This is a genomic window from Pseudomonas sp. GD03858 (assembly GCF_029840925.1).
Classification (GTDB): domain Bacteria; phylum Pseudomonadota; class Gammaproteobacteria; order Pseudomonadales; family Pseudomonadaceae; genus Aquipseudomonas.
In genome coordinates this window covers 45,233-60,571 of sequence record NZ_JAOCDM010000006.1, presented here as the reverse complement: position 1 = coordinate 60,571, position 15,339 = coordinate 45,233, and the positions used below count along the sequence as shown (strand labels likewise).

Here is a 15,339-nt window from a genome sequence, read left to right as displayed (position 1 = left end):
CTGATGCTTTTCCCCTAACCTTGTAGGTCTTTTCCTGGCTACTTGGCAGACATATGGACAAGGTCATCCTCATCACCGGCGCCAGTCGTGGCATTGGCGCCGCCACCGCCTTGCTGGCGGCACAACAGGGTTATCGCATCTGCATCAACTACCACGCCGACGACCAGGCCGCCGAGGCGGTGCTGGCCCAGGTGCGCGCATTGGGTGCCGAGGCCATCGCCGTGCGCGCCGATGCCAGCGTCGAGGACGAGGTGGTGCAGCTGTTCCAGCGCGTCGACCAGGAGCTTGGGCCGCTTACCGCACTGGTCAACAACGCCGGCACCATCGGCCAGCAGAGCCGGGTCGAGGCGATGTCCGAATTCCGTCTGCTGAAGGTGATGAAGACCAATGTGGTCGGTCCGATGCTGTGCGCCAAGCACGCCCTGTTGCGCATGGCGCGCAGCCACGGCGGGCAGGGCGGGGCGATCGTCAACGTCTCGTCGATTGCCGCGCGGTTGGGCTCGCCCAACGAATATGTCGACTACGCCGCCTCCAAGGGCGCGCTGGATACGTTCACTGTTGGCCTGGCCAAGGAAGTGGCGAGCGAAGGGGTACGGGTCAACGGCGTGCGTCCTGGCTACATCCACACCGGCTTCCACGCCCTGAGCGGCGACCCTGACCGCGTCAGCAAGCTCGAACCGGGTCTGCCGATGGGGCGCGGTGGTCGGCCGGAGGAAGTGGCCGAGGCAATCCTGTGGCTGCTTTCGGACAAGGCGTCCTATTCGACCGGCAGTTTCATCGACTTGGGTGGTGGGCGCTAGGGCAGGGAAGGTGAACCGGTCCCGAGTGGTGCTGTGTCACGGGATTGGGGAGGCCACCAGCGGCGCCGGGACAGACTTGAATTGGCATGGGCTAGTCGACCGAGTTGGCGAGGGTCAACAACTGCTCGACCTGGGCAGACAACAGTGCCAGCTCGAAGGGTTTGTGAAGCAAGGCGGTATGTCGTGAAGAGCGCAAAGCGCTGCTGTCGATGGCACCGTCGTAACCGGTGATGAACAGGATCGGCAGGTATTCATCATAGGCCCGGTAGGCTTGCGCTACCCGATAGCCGTTCACGTTGCCCGGCAGACCGATGTCGACGATCAGCAGTGCAGGCTGCAGGCCCTCGCCAAGTGCTCGCAATGCGGCATGGCCGTTCTCGAATGTTTGCACCTCGTAGCCTTGCTCCTCGAGCACATCGCGGATCACCAGGCGCAGCGTCGGTTGGTCTTCCACGAGCAGCAGAGGCCGCCTGGTGCGATGGCGGGCCGGATTGGCGGGCTGGGCTGCGGCAATGGGCGGCAATGCAGCGCTTTGCTGGTCTCGGGGCAGGTAGAGATGGATCCGGGTGCCCAGCTCAGGCGTACTGTCGATGAGCAACTGCCCCGCCGACTGGCGTACGAAACCATAGGCCATGGACAGGCCCAGGCCGGTGCCTTGCCCCAAGGGCTTGGTGGTGAAGAACGGCTCGATGGCGCGTGCGCTGACCTCTGTGGTCATGCCGCAGCCGGTGTCGTCGACCTGGATGTGCAGGTATTGTCCGGGCGCAAGCTGAAGCTCGTCTGCTTGGGCGTCGTCGAGGGTGCAATTGTCGCAACCGATGCGCAAGGTGCCGCCACGTCTCATGGCGTCCCGGGCATTGATGCACAGGTTGAGCAAGGTGCTCTCCAGTTGCGGCGGGTCCACCCGGACGAGCCATCTGCCCGCGAGGGTCGCATCGACGAAGGCGATGTGCGAATCGATCGAGCTCTGGATCAGTTCATGCATGCCGGCAACCAGGTGATGCACGTCCACGGGCTGGGGCAGTAATGTCTGCTGACGGGCGAAGGCCAACAGGCGCTGGATCAGTGCCGCCGCGCGCGAGGCATTTTGCCGGACGATGCCGAGCATGTGTTGGCTATCTTGCTGACGCCCCTGGACCAGCCGTTTCTCCGCCAGCTCCAGCGCGCCCAGAATGCCGCCCAGCAGGTTGTTGAAGTCGTGGGCGATGCCGCCGGTCAGTTGCCCGATGGCTTCCATTTTCTGTGACTGGCGCAGGGCCTCTTCGGTCTGGCGCAGGCGCTCCTGCTCCTTGACCCGCTCGGTGATGTCGTAGGCGAACAGGTAACCGCCCTGGAGCTTGCCATCGCCATCGCGCAGCGGGTTGTAGCGCATATCGTAATGGCGTGGCGCGTGGTCCGGGCCCACGCTGACCGTTTCGATGAACGCCTCGCCTGCCAGCAGCCGTGGCCACACCGGTTGCAGCTTGTCCATGATATCCGGCTTGCGGGCAAGGATATGCGGGACGTAGTCGCCGATCTGGGGGGTGAAATTGTGCAGGCGCTCGAAGGTTTCGCGGGCCGTGCGGTTGATGGCGATCAGGCGCATGTTGCGGTCGGCGGCGAACACATTGGCCAGGCTGTGATCGACCAGCTCGCCGAGCAGCTTGTTGTTCAGCTCGGCTTCGCCCATGCGTTTTTGCGCGCGCTCGAGCAGCAGGTTGCGTGCCTGCTCGCTGGCCGGCACGCCGGTGAACAGCACGGCCACACGGTTGTCGCCAGCGGGGCCGAGGCGGTGGGCCGACAAGGTGAGCTGGCGGTCGGTGACATTCAGCCGCTGTTCGAAATGGGCCGGTTGCCCTGTGCGCAGGACTTCGGCAAAGCGGCTCACCCACGCGTCGGCTTCGTTGGGGATGAGCTCCCGAGCGGTCTGGCCCATCTGCTTGTCGTGCGCGGTGTGGCGCAGGCAGGCGTCGTTGCTCAGGATGTAGCGATAATCACTCAAGGGGCCGTGGGGTCCATCGAACAGTTCCACCACACAGAAGCCTTCCACCATGTGCGTGCGCAACAGCTGGAAGCAGCTCAGTTCCAGATCGCGCCTGGCCAGCCGGGCTTCGAGTTCGGCAATGCGGGCCTGCAACTGCTCGGGCGAAGGTGTGCTGGGCATCGGCTGGATCCAATCGGGCTGGTCGCGGAACTATAACCGCGACAGGCATTGGCCGCCATGCCGCTGTTTCAGAACGAACGCACGATGCGCCCCAACGTTTCCATGGCCTGTTCCGCGCCATCGCCCCAAGGGCTGCCATAGTTCAGGCGGATGCAATTGCCAAAGCGCCGGGTTGGCGAAAAGATCGGACCCGGCGCGATGCTGATGCCCTGGGCCAGGGCCATGTGGAACAACTTCAGGGCGTCCATCTGCTCGGGCAGCTCCAGCCACAGGAAGTAGCCTCCGGACGGCTGGCTGACCCGGGTCTGCGCCGGAAAGTGGCGGGCGATAGCGGCCAGCATGTTGGCCTGCTGGCCTTCCAGGGCGTAGCGCAGCTTGCGCAGGTGGCGATCATAGCCGCCGTGCTGCAGGTAGTCGGCGATTGCCGCCTGGGCTGGCATCGAGGCGCACAGCGAGGTCATCAACTTGAGCCGCTCGATCTTCTGCGCGAAGCGTCCAGCCGCCACCCAGCCAATCCGGTAGCCTGGGGCCAGGCTCTTGGCGAACGAGCCGCAGTGCATCACCAGGCCTTCGGTGTCGAACGCCTTGGCCGGCTTCGGCGCCTGCTGCGAGTAGTACAGCTCGGCGTAGACGTCATCCTCGATCAGTGGCACCTGGTGGCGACGCAGCAGTTCGACCAGTTCCTGCTTCTTGGCCTCTGGCATGCTGGCGCCCACCGGGTTCTGGAAGTTGGTCATGCACCACACGGCCTTGACCGGGTGTTTCTCCAGGGTCTGGGCCAGTACGCCGAGGTCCATGCCCTCGCGCGGGTGCACAGGGATCTCCACTGCCTTGAGCTTGAGGCGCTCGAGCACCTGCAGGCAGGCGTAAAAGGCGGGTGCCTCGATGGCCACCAGGTCGCCGGGCTGGGTGACGGCCTGCAGGCACAGGTTAAGTGCCTCCAGGGCGCCGTTGGTGATCAGCAGTTCCTCCATCGGCAGCATCAGCCCGGCGACCATGTAGCGCAGGGCGATCTGCCGGCGCAACTGCGGGTTGCCCGGCGACAGGTCGGTGACCACCATGCGCGGGTCCATGGCCCGGCTGGCGCTGGCCAGCGAGCGCGACAGGCGTTGCAGGGGGAACAGGGTGGGGCTGGGGAAGGCCGAGCCGAACGGCACGGTGTGCGGATCCTTGATCGAGTCGAGGATCGAGAACACCAGGCCGCTGACATCGACATCGGTGGACTCGCTGGCCGGCGCCTGGGTTTGCGGCTCGCTGAACGGGCGCGGCGCATGGGCGTTGACGAAGTAGCCCGAGCGCGGCCGGGCGCGGATCAGGCCGCGACGCTCCAGCAGGTAGTAGGCCTGGAACACGGTGGACGGGCTGACACCGTGGGTCTGGCTGGCATAGCGTACCGAAGGCACCCGCTGGCCGGGGCCGAGCACCCCGGAGCGGATCAGTTCGGCAATGTCGTCGGCAAATCGTTCGTAGCGTTTCATTTTGGTCTGGGCAGGCAAGGTGGTGGTCAGTGTAGGGGATCAGCGATTCATCGGCGCGACGAAACGGCTGTGCGCGGTGCTGCGGATGCCGGGCTGGTCGCTGTCCTGGATCTCGAACGTCAGCTCCTGGGAGCTGCTGCTCGGGCGGTCGGCGAGCATCGCCACCGACACCGGCAGCTCGCTCATCTCGCCGGCAGCGATGGTGAATTCGCTGCGCCCGTGCAGCTCGAAGCCGTCGGCGTCCACCAGGCGCAGGCGATAGTGCTGTGGTTCCTGGGTCTTGTTGATGATCTTGAGCAGGTAGATGTTCTCGATCTGGCCCAGGGCGTTCTCGCGGAACAGGCCACGGTCCTTGATCACGTCCATCGACACCATCGGGCGCATCTGCAGGGCGACCACCAGGGCGCCGATCATCACCGTCAGCGCGGCGGCGTAGCCCAGCAGGCGCGGACGCAACCAGTGGGTCCTGCCGCCTTGCAGGTTGTGTTCGGACTTGTAACCGATCAGGCCGCGGGCGTAGTTCATCTTGTCCATCACCCCGTCGCAGGCGTCGATGCAGGCGGCGCAGCCGATGCAGGCCATCTGCAGGCCGTCGCGAATATCGATGCCGGTGGGGCAGACCTGCACGCACAGGGTGCAGTCGATGCAGTCGCCCAGGCCCTGACTGCGCGGATCGCTGCCTTTCTTGCGCGGGCCGCGCGCTTCGCCGCGACTGGGGTCGTAGGCCACCGCCAGGGTGTCCTTGTCGAACATCACGCTCTGGAACCGCGCGTAGGGGCACATGTGCATGCACACCGCCTCGCGCAGCCAGCCGGCGTTGAGGTAGGTGGCGGCGGTAAAGAAGAGGATCCAGAACAAGGCCACGCCACCCAGTTCGAAGGTGAACAGCTCGGCGGCCAGCGGACGGATCGGGGTGAAGTAGCCGACGAAGGTCAGCCCGGTGAGCAGGCCGATTGCCAGCCACAGGCCATGCTTGAGGCCGCGCCGAGCGATTTTCTCCACGCTCCAGGGGGCGCCGGCCAGCTTGATGCGCTGGTTGCGATCGCCTTCGGCGACCTTCTCGCACCACATGAACAGCCAGGTCCAGGTGCTTTGCGGGCAGCTGTAGCCGCACCAGACGCGCCCGGCGAACACGGTGATGGCGAACAGGCCGAAGGCGCAGATGATCAGCAGCGCCGACAGCAGGATGAAGTCCTGGGGCCAGAAGGTCGCGCCGAAGATGTGGAACTTGCTGTCGGCCAGATCCCAGAGTACCGCCTGGCGACCGTTCCACTGCAGCCAGGCGGTGCCGAAGAACAGCACGAACAGCAGGCCGGCGAAGAGGATCCGCAGGTTGCGGTAGAAACCGGTGAAGCTGCGGGTGTGGATGCCGCCATCCGCATGGCTTTTGCTCTTTTGCGTGGCGGCGGGGGCAATCTCGATGACTCGGAAGGGGATTCTATCGCTCATGGTTCATCGCTCATCAGGCCTCTATCAGGCCAGGGCACTATGGCCCTGGATCTGTTTTCAGCACAGGCCCAGTTAAGTAGATAAAAACCATATCAGATGCTTGGGTTTATTGCTCAGGCCCTATATTTCGCTGCCTTGAGCAGTTGGTTGCAGATTCCTGCGGCTATCCACCGCACCTTTGTCACGGTGTGCGCAGTTCCGTTTGGCGGGGCGCAAGGCACGAGGTGCGCGTGCCGCGGTCATCTGTAGGAGATCGCCCAGCCCTTCGGGCTGCGCTGTCGCGCAGGGAGCGGGCTTGTCGGAACGCCGCACCGCCCGGATCACGGGTTATGCCGGTGCCATACACCGTATCGCGGGGCAAGCCCGCTCCCACGCTGTTCCAGTTGAATCAGCAAGTTACGTTTTGTTCCAAGAGAACCGTTGGAGGACACCAGGAGGCAACCGATGGAAGCATTCTGGCAATCGATGCTCGAGGCCTTGCACAGCGAGTTCGCCGATGTCACCGACGAGCGTGAGGTCGCCCGTATCTTGATTCGCCTGCTGATGGCGGCCCTGCTGGGGGCTGTGCTGGGCTTCGAGCGCGAGAGCAAGGGCAAGGCGGCTGGGGTGCGCACGCACATGCTGGTGTCGATGGGCGCCGCGTTGTTCGTGCTGGCGCCGAGCATGGCCGGTGCCGACGAACAGGCGCTGAGCCGGGTGATCCAGGGCATCGTCGCCGGCATCGGCTTTCTTGGCGCAGGCACGATTCTCAAGGGTAACGGCCAGGACACCAGCCACGTCAAGGGCCTGACCACCGCCGCTGGCCTGTGGATGACTGCCGCCATTGGCACCGCCGCAGGCATGGGGCGCGAGGCGACGGCACTGGTGAGCACCGTACTGGCGCTGCTGGTGCTGGCGAGCATGCCGCTGCTGGCGGACAAGGGCGAGGTACGGGAGAAGAAGGGATGCGAGGACGAGGAGGGCAGGAAGCACTGAGGGGAGCCGAAGCTCCCCTCATAAGCGTTGTTGCCTGCTCTTTTCTTATTATTGGAGACGGGCCTGTTGTTGTTTTTGTCGACCGATGTCTCTGCCTTGCGAGGCCCCCAACCGGGGCCAAGAGCAAACGTATTTTTTTGAGCGCTGACCTGCGTTCATCCAACGTGATCCAACCGTGACCGTCGCTACCTTGCAGGTAGTTTTATTGTTCTGTGTCAGGCTGCGGGTTGCCCCTGAAAAGCACGTCGACTCCAAAAAAATCTGCTTGCTACGCCTCTGCCGTGTTGTTCTTGTTGTGTCAGAGCCGTTCTCTATTGTTTTTATTGGGTGTCGCATTTTTTTGTTCTTGTTATGCCAGAGATAAAGCAGGTGGCGTGCCAACTTTTCAAATACCTTTAAAATCAACTACTTGATTGTTTTGGAGGGAAGGCTGGCACGTGAAATTCTGTCGAATTGTTTCCCTGTTACCCGATTTTTTGCTGGAAAGCGTGTAGGCGGTAACACTCCGCCCACACCTGTGTGACAACCGTATGACTCAGCGCGCACTGCGTGCCCGCGCCACCCGTGAACCCGTGACGCGCCCCAGCACCTCGCTGATGCGCAGACCGGCGCCGATCAGCCGGTCCAGGTCGATGCCGGTCTCGATCCCGAGGCCTTGCATCAGGTACACCACATCCTCGGTGGCGACATTGCCGGTGGCACCCTTGGCATAGGGGCAGCCACCGAGGCCCGCCACCGAGCTGTCGAACACCGCGATGCCCTCCAGCAGGCTGGCATAGACGTTGGCCAGGGCCTGGCCATAGGTGTCGTGGAAATGTCCGGCCAGCTGTTCGCGTGGTACCTGGGTCGAGACCACCTCGAACAGGCGGCGGGTATCCCCGGCTGTGCCGGTGCCGATGGTGTCCCCCAGCGATACCTCGTAGCAGCCCATTTCGTGCAGGGCGCGGGCCACCGGGGCGACCTGCTCGGCGCTGATTCGTCCCTCATAGGGGCAGCCGAGCACGCAGGACACATAGCCGCGCACCCGCACACCCTGACTCCGGGCAGCCTCCATGATCGGTTCGAAGCGCTTGAGGCTGTCGCTGATCGAACAGTTGATGTTGCGCTGGGAGAAGGCCTCCGAGGCCGCCGCGAACACCGCCACCTCTTTCACTCCGGCGGCCAGGGCATCCTCGAAACCACGCAGGTTGGGCGCCAGTGCCGCGTAGGTGACACCCTCGCGCTGGTGGATACCGGCAAACACCTCGCCGGAGCCGGCCATTTGCGGCACCCACTTGGGCGAGACGAAACTACCGACTTCTATGTAGTCGAGCCCCGCGTCGGTGAGGTCGTCCACCAGCCGTATCTTGTCAGCGACGCTGATGGGCTGGGCTTCGTTCTGCAGGCCGTCGCGTGGGCCGACTTCGACCAGGCGGACATTCTTGGGCAATGACATGGCGGGTTTCCTGTGGCGAATCAGCGGTGGGGGTGCGACGGGTTCAGGGTGGCGGCCAGCGCCTGTTCGCAGCGCTCCTGGGCGGTGTCCAGCTCCAGGTGCATTTGCTGGATGTCGAGCATCTGCTGTTCTAGCTGGGCGCGGCGTTCGGCGATCTTGTCCAGCATGCTGGTGAGCTGTTTCTGATTGCCGCCGGCAGGGTCGTAGAGTTCGATCAGCTCGCGGCACTCGGCCAGCGAAAAACCGATGCGCTTGCCTCGCAGGATCAGCTTGAGGGTGACCTTGTCGCGCGCCGAATAGATACGCTCAAGGCCTCGGCGTTCGGGGCTGAGCAGGCCCTGCTCCTCATAGAAGCGGATGGCCCGGGTGGTGATGTCCAGCTCGCGGGACAGGTCGGAGATGCTGTAGGTCTGGCTGCTCATGCTCGGGCTCGGGGGACGTGATGCTGCTAACCTAATGCCGGGTTGACGTATACGTCAAGCAAGGCGTGCGCACGACTGCGCATGGGGGCTTGTTCAACCGGCCTGCAGCGATTTGCGGTACTCGTTCGGTGTCTGTCCGGTGAGCCTCTTGAAGAACCGTGCAAAGTAGGTCGGATCACTGAACCCCAGGTTGTCGGACAATTGCCCGATGCTCATGCGCGTGTACGCCAGGTTGCGCCGCGCCTCCAGCAGCAGCCGTTGATGGATGACCTGCAGCGCCGTCTGCCCGGTGAGCGCGCGGCACAGTTGGTTGAGCTGCAGGCTGGTGATGGCCAGGCGGCTGGCGAAAACGTCCACGCCCAGGTGCTCTCGATAGTGCGCTTCGACCAGGCGCAGGAAGCGTCCGAGTGATTGCTGGTCGCGCTCGTCCCGGCTGCGTGGCGGCAGGGCTTGCTGCTGGCGGCTGAGCCACACCATCAGCGCGGTGAACAGCGCCTGCAGCATGGCACCGCGGGCCGGGGCATTGCCCTGGTATTCCTGCTGGAGGGTATTGATCAGCCCGTGCAGGCGCGATCGGTCCTTGCCCAGCGGATAGCAGCGTGGCGCCGCCAGCATGTGCAACGGCCCACCCAGGCGCAGTTCCTGCTCGGCCAGCAGGGCGGTGCCGAACGTCAGCACATGCCCCTGGATATCGGCGCTGAAACGAAAGCCATGCACGGTCAGCGGTGGCACCACCAGAATCGCCGCCTCGCGGATGATGCTGTGTCGGCCCTCGATCTCCACCCGTGCTTCGCCACGCTGCACGCAGAGCAGCTGGAACAGTTCGGCGTGCTGATGCGGTTTGATTTCCCAATGATGCAGGCGGCTACGCGCAGGTATCGATTCGCAGTGCAGCAGGTCGGTGTCCGGCCAGGCGTGGCTCTCGCCGTAAAGCTGGAAAAGCGGGATGCCGGGTAGGGTGCTGTGCATGGAGTATGACCTGTCCGCTAATCGAACATTTTTTCAAAAAGTGCAGCTTTTCTATCGGATATCGCACTTTTTGGCGCAATGGTGCGATTAAAAATGCAGGTGCAAACCCTAACAGCAGATACCTGCCAGTGCCACTCGGGGCAGGCATCCTCATCGCGAGACAACAACAATGAAAACTCAGGTTGCAATCATCGGCGCCGGCCCTTCCGGGCTGCTGCTGGGCCAGCTGCTGCACCAGGCAGGCATCGACACGCTGATCGTCGAGCGCCAGAGTGCCGAATACGTACTCGGGCGGATTCGCGCGGGGGTGCTCGAACAGGGCACGGTGGATTTGCTGCGCGAAGCTGGCGTGGCCGAGCGCATGGACCGCGAAGGGCTGGTGCACGAGGGGGTCGAGTTGCTGGTCGACGGCCGCTTGCAGCGCCTGGACCTCAAGGCGCTGACCGGCGGCAAGACGGTGATGGTCTACGGCCAGACCGAAGTCACCCGCGACCTGATGCAGGCGCGCGAGCGCAGCGGGGCGCCGATCATCTATTCGGCGAGCAACGTGCAGCCCCACGACATCGATGGCGAGCGGCCCTACCTGACCTTCGACAAGGATGGCCGCCAGCAGCGCGTCGACTGCGACTACATCGCCGGTTGCGACGGCTTCCACGGGGTGGCCCGCCAGAGCATCCCGGCCGGGGTGCTGAACGTCTACGAGCGAACCTATCCGTTCGGCTGGCTGGGCCTGCTGGCCGACACCCCGCCGGTCAATCACGAGCTGATCTATGCCCAGCACGAACGCGGCTTCGTTCTGTGCAGCCAGCGCTCGCCGACGCGCAGCCGCTACTACCTGCAAGTGCCCCTGGACGAGCGGGTGGAGGACTGGCCCGATGCGCGCTTCTGGAGCGAGCTCAAGGCCCGCTTGCCCGAGGAAGTGGCCGCGCGGCTGGTGACTGGCCCCGCGCTGGAGAAGAGCATTGCGCCGCTGCGCAGCCAGGTGGTCGAACCGATGCAGCACGGCCGGCTGTTCCTGGTCGGAGACGCCGCGCATATCGTCCCGCCCACCGGGGCCAAGGGGTTGAACCTGGCGGCCTCGGACGTCAACTACCTGTACCGGATATTGGTCAAGGTGTACCGCGAAGGGCGCACCGATCTGCTGGCCCGCTACTCGCCGCTGGCCCTGCGCCGGGTCTGGAAGGGCGAGCGCTTCAGCTGGTTCATGACCCGCTTGCTGCATGACTTCGGCGAGCACCAGGACGGTTGGGACCGCAAGATGCAGGAGGCCGACCGCGAGTACTACCTCGGGTCGCCCGTGGGGCTGGCCAGTATCGCCGAAAACTATGTCGGGCTGCCGTTCGAGGCTGTTTAGCGTTCCAGCGCAAAGCAATAGTCCCTGTGGGAGCAGGCTTGCGCCATCCTGAGACACCTACGGATTCTGTGACAGCAGGCGTTCCATCTCCCGGTACCCGCGCTGGCGCGCATGCTCCAGTGCGGTCACACCGTCCTTGTCGGCAATCGACCGATCCGCCCCCGCAGCCAGCAGCCGGCGCACGATTTCCACATGCCGGGGGCCGCCGTCGCCGAGGATCACCGCCTCGAGCAGCGCGGTCCAGTGCAGACGATTGAGGTGGTCGACATCCACGCCGGCGTCGATGAGCAGCTGCACGGTCTGCACATGCCCACGCTCGGCGGCGGGGATCAGTGCGGTGCCACCGTAGCGATTGGTGCTCTCGAGGTCGGCGCCATGGGCCAGGGTCAGGCGCAGGATATCGTTCAGGCCCCGGGCCCCGGCATACAGGTAGGGACTGTCGTGGATGTTGTCGCGGGCGTTGACGTCGGCGCCGGCATCGATCAGCACCCTGGCCGCCTCCAGTTGATTGCCATGGGTCGCCACCAGCAATGCGCTTTGGCCCTGGTCGTTGCGCGTATCCACCTGGGCGCCCTGGTCGAGCAGTTGACGGATGGCGGCTGCGTCGCCGCGGCGGGCTGCATCGAGCAAATGAACGTTCATGGCGGGAGTCTCGGCGTTGGCGGCAAGGCAGGTGAACAGGGTCAGCAGCAAGGCGGCGAAGGACAGGCGCATGGGCATGGATTCCTGGAAGGGCGTGGTTCGATGCTAGGCAAGCTGTGCTTGTAGCAGAAGTGAATTATCTGGATGAAACCCAGTGCGTTTGCGAATGTTGCCGGGTGTTCTGGCCCGTGGTAGAAATCAGGGCTGTCATTCACAAGTTGAATACCAAGATGTCTACCAGCGTGAAATCGAATAGGGCCCTGTTCGACCTCGACCTGTTGCGGGCCATCGTCGTGGTGGCCGATTGCGGCAGCTTCACCACCGCCGCCGCGCGCCTGCACTCCACCCAGTCGACCATCAGCCAGAAGGTCCGGCGCCTCGAAGAGATGGTCGGCCATCGCCTGCTGGCAAGGGGCAATCGCGATGTGCTGCCTACCGATGCCGGACAGACGTTGCTGGGCTATGCCCGGCACATGCTGGCGCTCAACGACCAGATGCTCGAGGCCCTGGCGGGCGCCATGGTCGGTGTCACCGTGCGCCTGGGCGTGCCGGAGGACTTCGTCGGAGGCCGTACCACCAATGCCTTGTCCGCATTCAGCCGGCGTCATCCACAGGTCAAGCTGGAGGTCACCAGTGGCTTGTGTCGCGACCTCAGCCAGGCCTACGACAATGGTGAGCTCGACCTGGTGCTGCTCAAGCAGCGCCGCAACAGCCGTGAGGGCGTGGCCTGCTGGCCGGAGCGGCTGCAGTGGATCGACAGTGCGCGGATGCCGGCCTTCGACCTCGACCCCGTGCCGCTGGTGACTTTTCCGCCCCGCGGGCTGTACCGCGACGACATGATCGGTGCGCTCGAAGGCATGGGCCGGCGCTGGCGCATCAGCTTCACCAGTTCGAGCCTGAGCGGCATCCAGGCGGCGGTTGCCGATGGCATGGGTATCAGCCTGCTGCCCCCCCGGGCGGCGACCGATGAACATCGGGTGCTAGGCGCCGGACAGGGGCTGCCGGAGGTGGACAGCTACGAGATCGTCATCGTGCATCGCCCCACGGCGGATGCGATGGTCAAGACCCTGGCCGAGGTGTTGACCGAACTGCTGGCGCAGCAGGCGATTTGAAGCGCGACCTTACTCTGCGCAGCAGTGCGGCTTGCCGCCGCTGCCTTCATATCGATCGTGGTGACGCACCCAGTCCATCGTGCCTGCCTCATTGCGCCCCAGTGGTGCGAGGTCGAGGAAGTTGTAGGTGTTGACCAGGATGTCCAGGCCCCGGGCATAAGTGGAATAGGTGTGGTAGACCGTGCCGTCGGCATCGCGGTAGAAGGCGCTCAAGCCGGGCAGTTCGCTCTCGTTTCCGGCATAGGGTTCGTAGTTGTACTGGGCGCTGCCATCGGTGGCGACGCTGACAGCGAAGTCCTGGTTGAAGGGGCTGCCGTGCGACGAAAACCAGGGGAAGCGCCAGCCCATGCGCTGGCGAAACGCCTGGAATTCGGCGTAGGGGGCCCGCGAGACCGCGACCAGGGTCACGTCATGGTGGGCCAGGTGCAGGTTGGCGCCGTCGAAGTGATCGGCAAGGAACGAGCAGCCCGGGCAGCCCTCGTTCCAGCCCTCGGCGAACATGAAGTGATAGACCAGCAGCTGGCTGCGCCCAGCGAACAGCTCGGCCAGGGTCAGCTCGCCGTCGGGGCCGTGGAAGCGATAGTCCTGTTCGATGTGCACCCAGGGCAGGGCGCGGCGAGCGGCGGCCAGTTCGTCGCGCTGGTGGGTGAAGGCTTTTTCGTGCAGCCACAATTGCTGGCGGGCGGCGAGCCACTGGCTGCGAGAAACCACGGCGTGCTTGTGTGCGGCATTGCTCATGGCGGCGACTCCAGGGGGGATTCACCAACTGGTCGAATGACGCCCTGGCGCTTCGACAGCACGTTTCGCCTGACCGACGGACGGTCCCGCCGTCTCAGCGCGTACCCTGCTTCGCGGGTAAAGCGCATCGTCGATATGACCCACCAGGGACTTTGAACCGTTCGACACCGACGGATTCTTTTTTCTTCGCCGGCCAAGCTCCCGAGTGCTTCGTCCGCGATCCTCCGGAGCGATCGCTCCCGCACTGCCTGTCCTGGCGCTTGGCAGCCCTGCGGCAAACGCGAAAACCACCCCGCGACACCCGAGCTTTTCCCCGCCGAACTCCCGATGTTTTTTCCTCTGGCTGTCACCACAAGCTGCGAATGTTGCCTCCGTGGACAGGTCGCCAACCCCTCTGGAACAGGGGTTCGGCCTGTAATCACGGCAATGCGCGACCCACTCAACGTATGAACACGACGATAGGAGATTGCTTCATGTTTAAGCGTACTGTGATCGCCGCCTCCCTGGTGGCTGCTACCCTGGCTTCGGCCCAATCCATGGCTGCTGTTGTCGGTGGCGGCGCCACCTTGCCTGAGCCGCTGTACAACGGCAACGCCACCTGGGAAGGCATCCTGCCCAGCGGCTTCAGCTATACCGGCGTGGGCAGCGGCGGTGGCAAGACCGCTTTCCTGACCAATGCGCCTGCGTCGATCAACCAGCCTACCGGCACCAACGTCGACTTCGCCGGTTCCGACTCGGTGCTCAGCGCCAGCGAACTGTCGGCCTACCAGGCCAAAATCGCCGCGTGGGGCAACCTGATCCAGATCCCGGCCGTCGGCACCACCGTCACCATCCCTTACCATCGCAACGGCGTCGGCAACCTGCAGGTCAACGCTTCGCAGCTGTGCGGCGTGTTCTCCGGCAGCATCTCCACCTGGGGCCAACTGCTCGGCAGCGCCGACTCCACCCCGATCAAGGTGATCTACCGTAACGGCAGCAGCGGCACCACCGAGCTGCTGGCGCGCTTCCTGAACGACACCTGCCCGACCGTCTTCTCGGTCAGCAGCACCTTCACCAGCGCCAATGTCGGTACCGAGCCGAGCACCTGGCAGGGCGTGGCGGGCAGCGCCGACGTGATCACCGCCGTCAACGCCACCGATGGCGCCATCGGCTACGTCAGCCCTGACTTCGTCGACACCTCCAACAACGCCCAGGTTGCTCGCGTCAGCAAGCTGGCCACCGGCACTGCCGTGCTGCCGACCGTCGACAACGCCCAGGCCGCCCTGGCCAGCGCCGTCGCTCCGAGCACTGGCCGTGAAAAACCGGCCAACTGGGCCGTGACCTTCGGCCGTGGCGCCACCGACAAGCCGGTTCCGGTCACGGGCTACCCGATCGTTGGCTACACCAACCTGCTGGTTGGCCAGTGCTACAAGGACGCCGCCGACGCCGCCGCCATTCGTGGCTTCCTCAACGACCTGTACAGCGGCAACCACGACCTGGCCATCGGTATCCACTCCTTCGTACCGGTGCCAGCCGCCTTCGCCGCCGAAATCAAGAAAGCCTTCCTGACCAACGCAGGCAACGAAGGCCTGGATATCGCCAACACCAACGTGTGCAACGGTATCGGTCGCTCGTAACACGCAAGTCCCCGGTGGCCCGTATCCCTGGGATGCGGGCATGGACCCTGGTGGTGCCCGCGGGTATCACCGGGGTTTTTTCATTGGGCGCGGACAAGGTGCCTGTTCGCGAACCGCCGCCATACCCCAGCCCCATGAACTTTGCATGACAAAGCTTCGGTCCCGCAGCGACCGAGACGCCTTATGGCAAAGCGGCATCACGGCCG

13 protein-coding genes are annotated in these 15,339 nt (G+C 64.4%); 5 read left to right on the top strand and 8 right to left on the bottom strand.

What is annotated here, in order from left to right; genetic code table 11:
* Positions 1 to 53: 53 nt before the first annotated feature.
* Positions 54 to 800: an SDR family oxidoreductase gene (locus tag N5D48_RS03240; RefSeq protein ID WP_279880956.1), complete on the top strand. Its 747-nt coding sequence runs from the start codon at positions 54 to 56 to the stop codon at positions 798 to 800.
* A gap of 91 nt (positions 801 to 891) precedes the next feature.
* On the opposite strand, the gene N5D48_RS03235 is transcribed toward N5D48_RS03240, so the two are convergent.
* The 3 genes from N5D48_RS03235 to ccoG all read right to left on the bottom strand — a co-directional run bounded on the left by N5D48_RS03235 (position 892) and on the right by ccoG (position 5,870).
* Positions 892 to 2,469 carry a PAS domain-containing sensor histidine kinase gene (locus N5D48_RS03235; protein ID WP_279881047.1) on the bottom strand — a complete coding sequence of 526 codons (1,578 nt, stop codon included), beginning with the start codon at positions 2,467 to 2,469 and terminating at the stop codon, positions 892 to 894.
* A 542-nt stretch (positions 2,470 to 3,011) separates the two neighbouring features.
* Positions 3,012 to 4,421 (bottom strand): GntR family transcriptional regulator MpaR, encoded by a 1,410-nt coding sequence (gene mapR / locus N5D48_RS03230; RefSeq protein ID WP_279880954.1) that lies wholly within the window; start codon positions 4,419 to 4,421, stop codon positions 3,012 to 3,014.
* A 39-nt stretch (positions 4,422 to 4,460) separates the two neighbouring features.
* Positions 4,461 to 5,870 carry a cytochrome c oxidase accessory protein CcoG gene (gene ccoG, locus N5D48_RS03225; protein ID WP_279880953.1) on the bottom strand — a complete coding sequence of 470 codons (1,410 nt, stop codon included), beginning with the start codon at positions 5,868 to 5,870 and terminating at the stop codon, positions 4,461 to 4,463.
* 444 nt (positions 5,871 to 6,314) lie between these two features.
* Between ccoG and N5D48_RS03220 the strand changes: the two genes are divergently transcribed.
* Entirely contained in the window at positions 6,315 to 6,845 is a 531-nt protein-coding gene (locus tag N5D48_RS03220; protein WP_279880951.1) for an MgtC/SapB family protein, read from the top strand.
* A 535-nt stretch (positions 6,846 to 7,380) separates the two neighbouring features.
* Here N5D48_RS03220 and N5D48_RS03215 read toward each other — a convergent pair.
* From N5D48_RS03215 to N5D48_RS03205, 3 genes are all read right to left on the bottom strand, one after another.
* A complete protein-coding gene (locus N5D48_RS03215; RefSeq protein WP_279880948.1) occupies positions 7,381 to 8,280 on the bottom strand; it encodes a hydroxymethylglutaryl-CoA lyase in 900 nt (299 codons plus the stop codon).
* Positions 8,281 to 8,300: 20 nt separating this feature from the next.
* Positions 8,301 to 8,702 (bottom strand): MerR family DNA-binding transcriptional regulator, encoded by a 402-nt coding sequence (locus N5D48_RS03210; protein WP_279880945.1) that lies wholly within the window; start codon positions 8,700 to 8,702, stop codon positions 8,301 to 8,303.
* 93 nt (positions 8,703 to 8,795) lie between these two features.
* A complete protein-coding gene (locus N5D48_RS03205; protein ID WP_279880943.1) occupies positions 8,796 to 9,671 on the bottom strand; it encodes a helix-turn-helix domain-containing protein in 876 nt (291 codons plus the stop codon).
* Positions 9,672 to 9,840: 169 nt separating this feature from the next.
* Here N5D48_RS03205 and pobA point away from each other — a divergent pair, with 169 nt between their 5' ends.
* Positions 9,841 to 11,025 (top strand): 4-hydroxybenzoate 3-monooxygenase, encoded by a 1,185-nt coding sequence (gene pobA, locus N5D48_RS03200; RefSeq protein ID WP_279880941.1) that lies wholly within the window; start codon positions 9,841 to 9,843, stop codon positions 11,023 to 11,025.
* 57 nt (positions 11,026 to 11,082) lie between these two features.
* On the opposite strand, the gene N5D48_RS03195 is transcribed toward pobA, so the two are convergent.
* On the bottom strand, positions 11,083 to 11,739 hold the full coding sequence (locus N5D48_RS03195) for an ankyrin repeat domain-containing protein (protein ID WP_279880940.1): 657 nt from the start codon (positions 11,737 to 11,739) through the stop codon (positions 11,083 to 11,085).
* A gap of 158 nt (positions 11,740 to 11,897) precedes the next feature.
* Here N5D48_RS03195 and N5D48_RS03190 point away from each other — a divergent pair, with 158 nt between their 5' ends.
* The gene (locus N5D48_RS03190; RefSeq protein ID WP_279880939.1) at positions 11,898 to 12,779 is read left to right on the top strand and encodes a LysR substrate-binding domain-containing protein; all 882 of its coding nucleotides are present in this window, start codon (positions 11,898 to 11,900) and stop codon (positions 12,777 to 12,779) included.
* 9 nt (positions 12,780 to 12,788) lie between these two features.
* Here the strand turns inward: N5D48_RS03190 and N5D48_RS03185 are convergent, their stop codons facing one another.
* The gene (locus tag N5D48_RS03185; RefSeq protein WP_279880937.1) at positions 12,789 to 13,517 is read right to left on the bottom strand and encodes a thioredoxin family protein; all 729 of its coding nucleotides are present in this window, start codon (positions 13,515 to 13,517) and stop codon (positions 12,789 to 12,791) included.
* Positions 13,518 to 13,990: 473 nt separating this feature from the next.
* Between N5D48_RS03185 and N5D48_RS03180 the strand changes: the two genes are divergently transcribed.
* Positions 13,991 to 15,133: a substrate-binding domain-containing protein gene (locus N5D48_RS03180; RefSeq protein ID WP_279880936.1), complete on the top strand. Its 1,143-nt coding sequence runs from the start codon at positions 13,991 to 13,993 to the stop codon at positions 15,131 to 15,133.
* The last annotated feature ends 206 nt before the right edge of the window (positions 15,134 to 15,339 follow it).

Bases quoted from the DNA above. Each gene is read 5' to 3' on its own strand.
- N5D48_RS03240 (WP_279880956.1), top strand. From the start codon at position 54: ATGGACAAGGTCATCCTCATCACCGGCGCCAGTCGTGGCATTGGCGCC.
- N5D48_RS03235 (WP_279881047.1), bottom strand. From the start codon at position 2,469: ATGGGCGAAGCCGAGCTGAACAACAAGCTGCTCGGCGAGCTGGTCGAT.
- mapR (WP_279880954.1), bottom strand. From the start codon at position 4,421: ATGAAACGCTACGAACGATTTGCCGACGACATTGCCGAACTGATCCGC.
- ccoG (WP_279880953.1), bottom strand. From the start codon at position 5,870: ATGAGCGATAGAATCCCCTTCCGAGTCATCGAGATTGCCCCCGCCGCC.
- N5D48_RS03220 (WP_279880951.1), top strand. From the start codon at position 6,315: ATGGAAGCATTCTGGCAATCGATGCTCGAGGCCTTGCACAGCGAGTTC.
- N5D48_RS03215 (WP_279880948.1), bottom strand. From the start codon at position 8,280: ATGTCATTGCCCAAGAATGTCCGCCTGGTCGAAGTCGGCCCACGCGAC.
- N5D48_RS03210 (WP_279880945.1), bottom strand. From the start codon at position 8,702: ATGAGCAGCCAGACCTACAGCATCTCCGACCTGTCCCGCGAGCTGGAC.
- N5D48_RS03205 (WP_279880943.1), bottom strand. From the start codon at position 9,671: ATGCACAGCACCCTACCCGGCATCCCGCTTTTCCAGCTTTACGGCGAG.
- pobA (WP_279880941.1), top strand. From the start codon at position 9,841: ATGAAAACTCAGGTTGCAATCATCGGCGCCGGCCCTTCCGGGCTGCTG.
- N5D48_RS03195 (WP_279880940.1), bottom strand. From the start codon at position 11,739: ATGCGCCTGTCCTTCGCCGCCTTGCTGCTGACCCTGTTCACCTGCCTT.
- N5D48_RS03190 (WP_279880939.1), top strand. From the start codon at position 11,898: ATGTCTACCAGCGTGAAATCGAATAGGGCCCTGTTCGACCTCGACCTG.
- N5D48_RS03185 (WP_279880937.1), bottom strand. From the start codon at position 13,517: ATGAGCAATGCCGCACACAAGCACGCCGTGGTTTCTCGCAGCCAGTGG.
- N5D48_RS03180 (WP_279880936.1), top strand. From the start codon at position 13,991: ATGTTTAAGCGTACTGTGATCGCCGCCTCCCTGGTGGCTGCTACCCTG.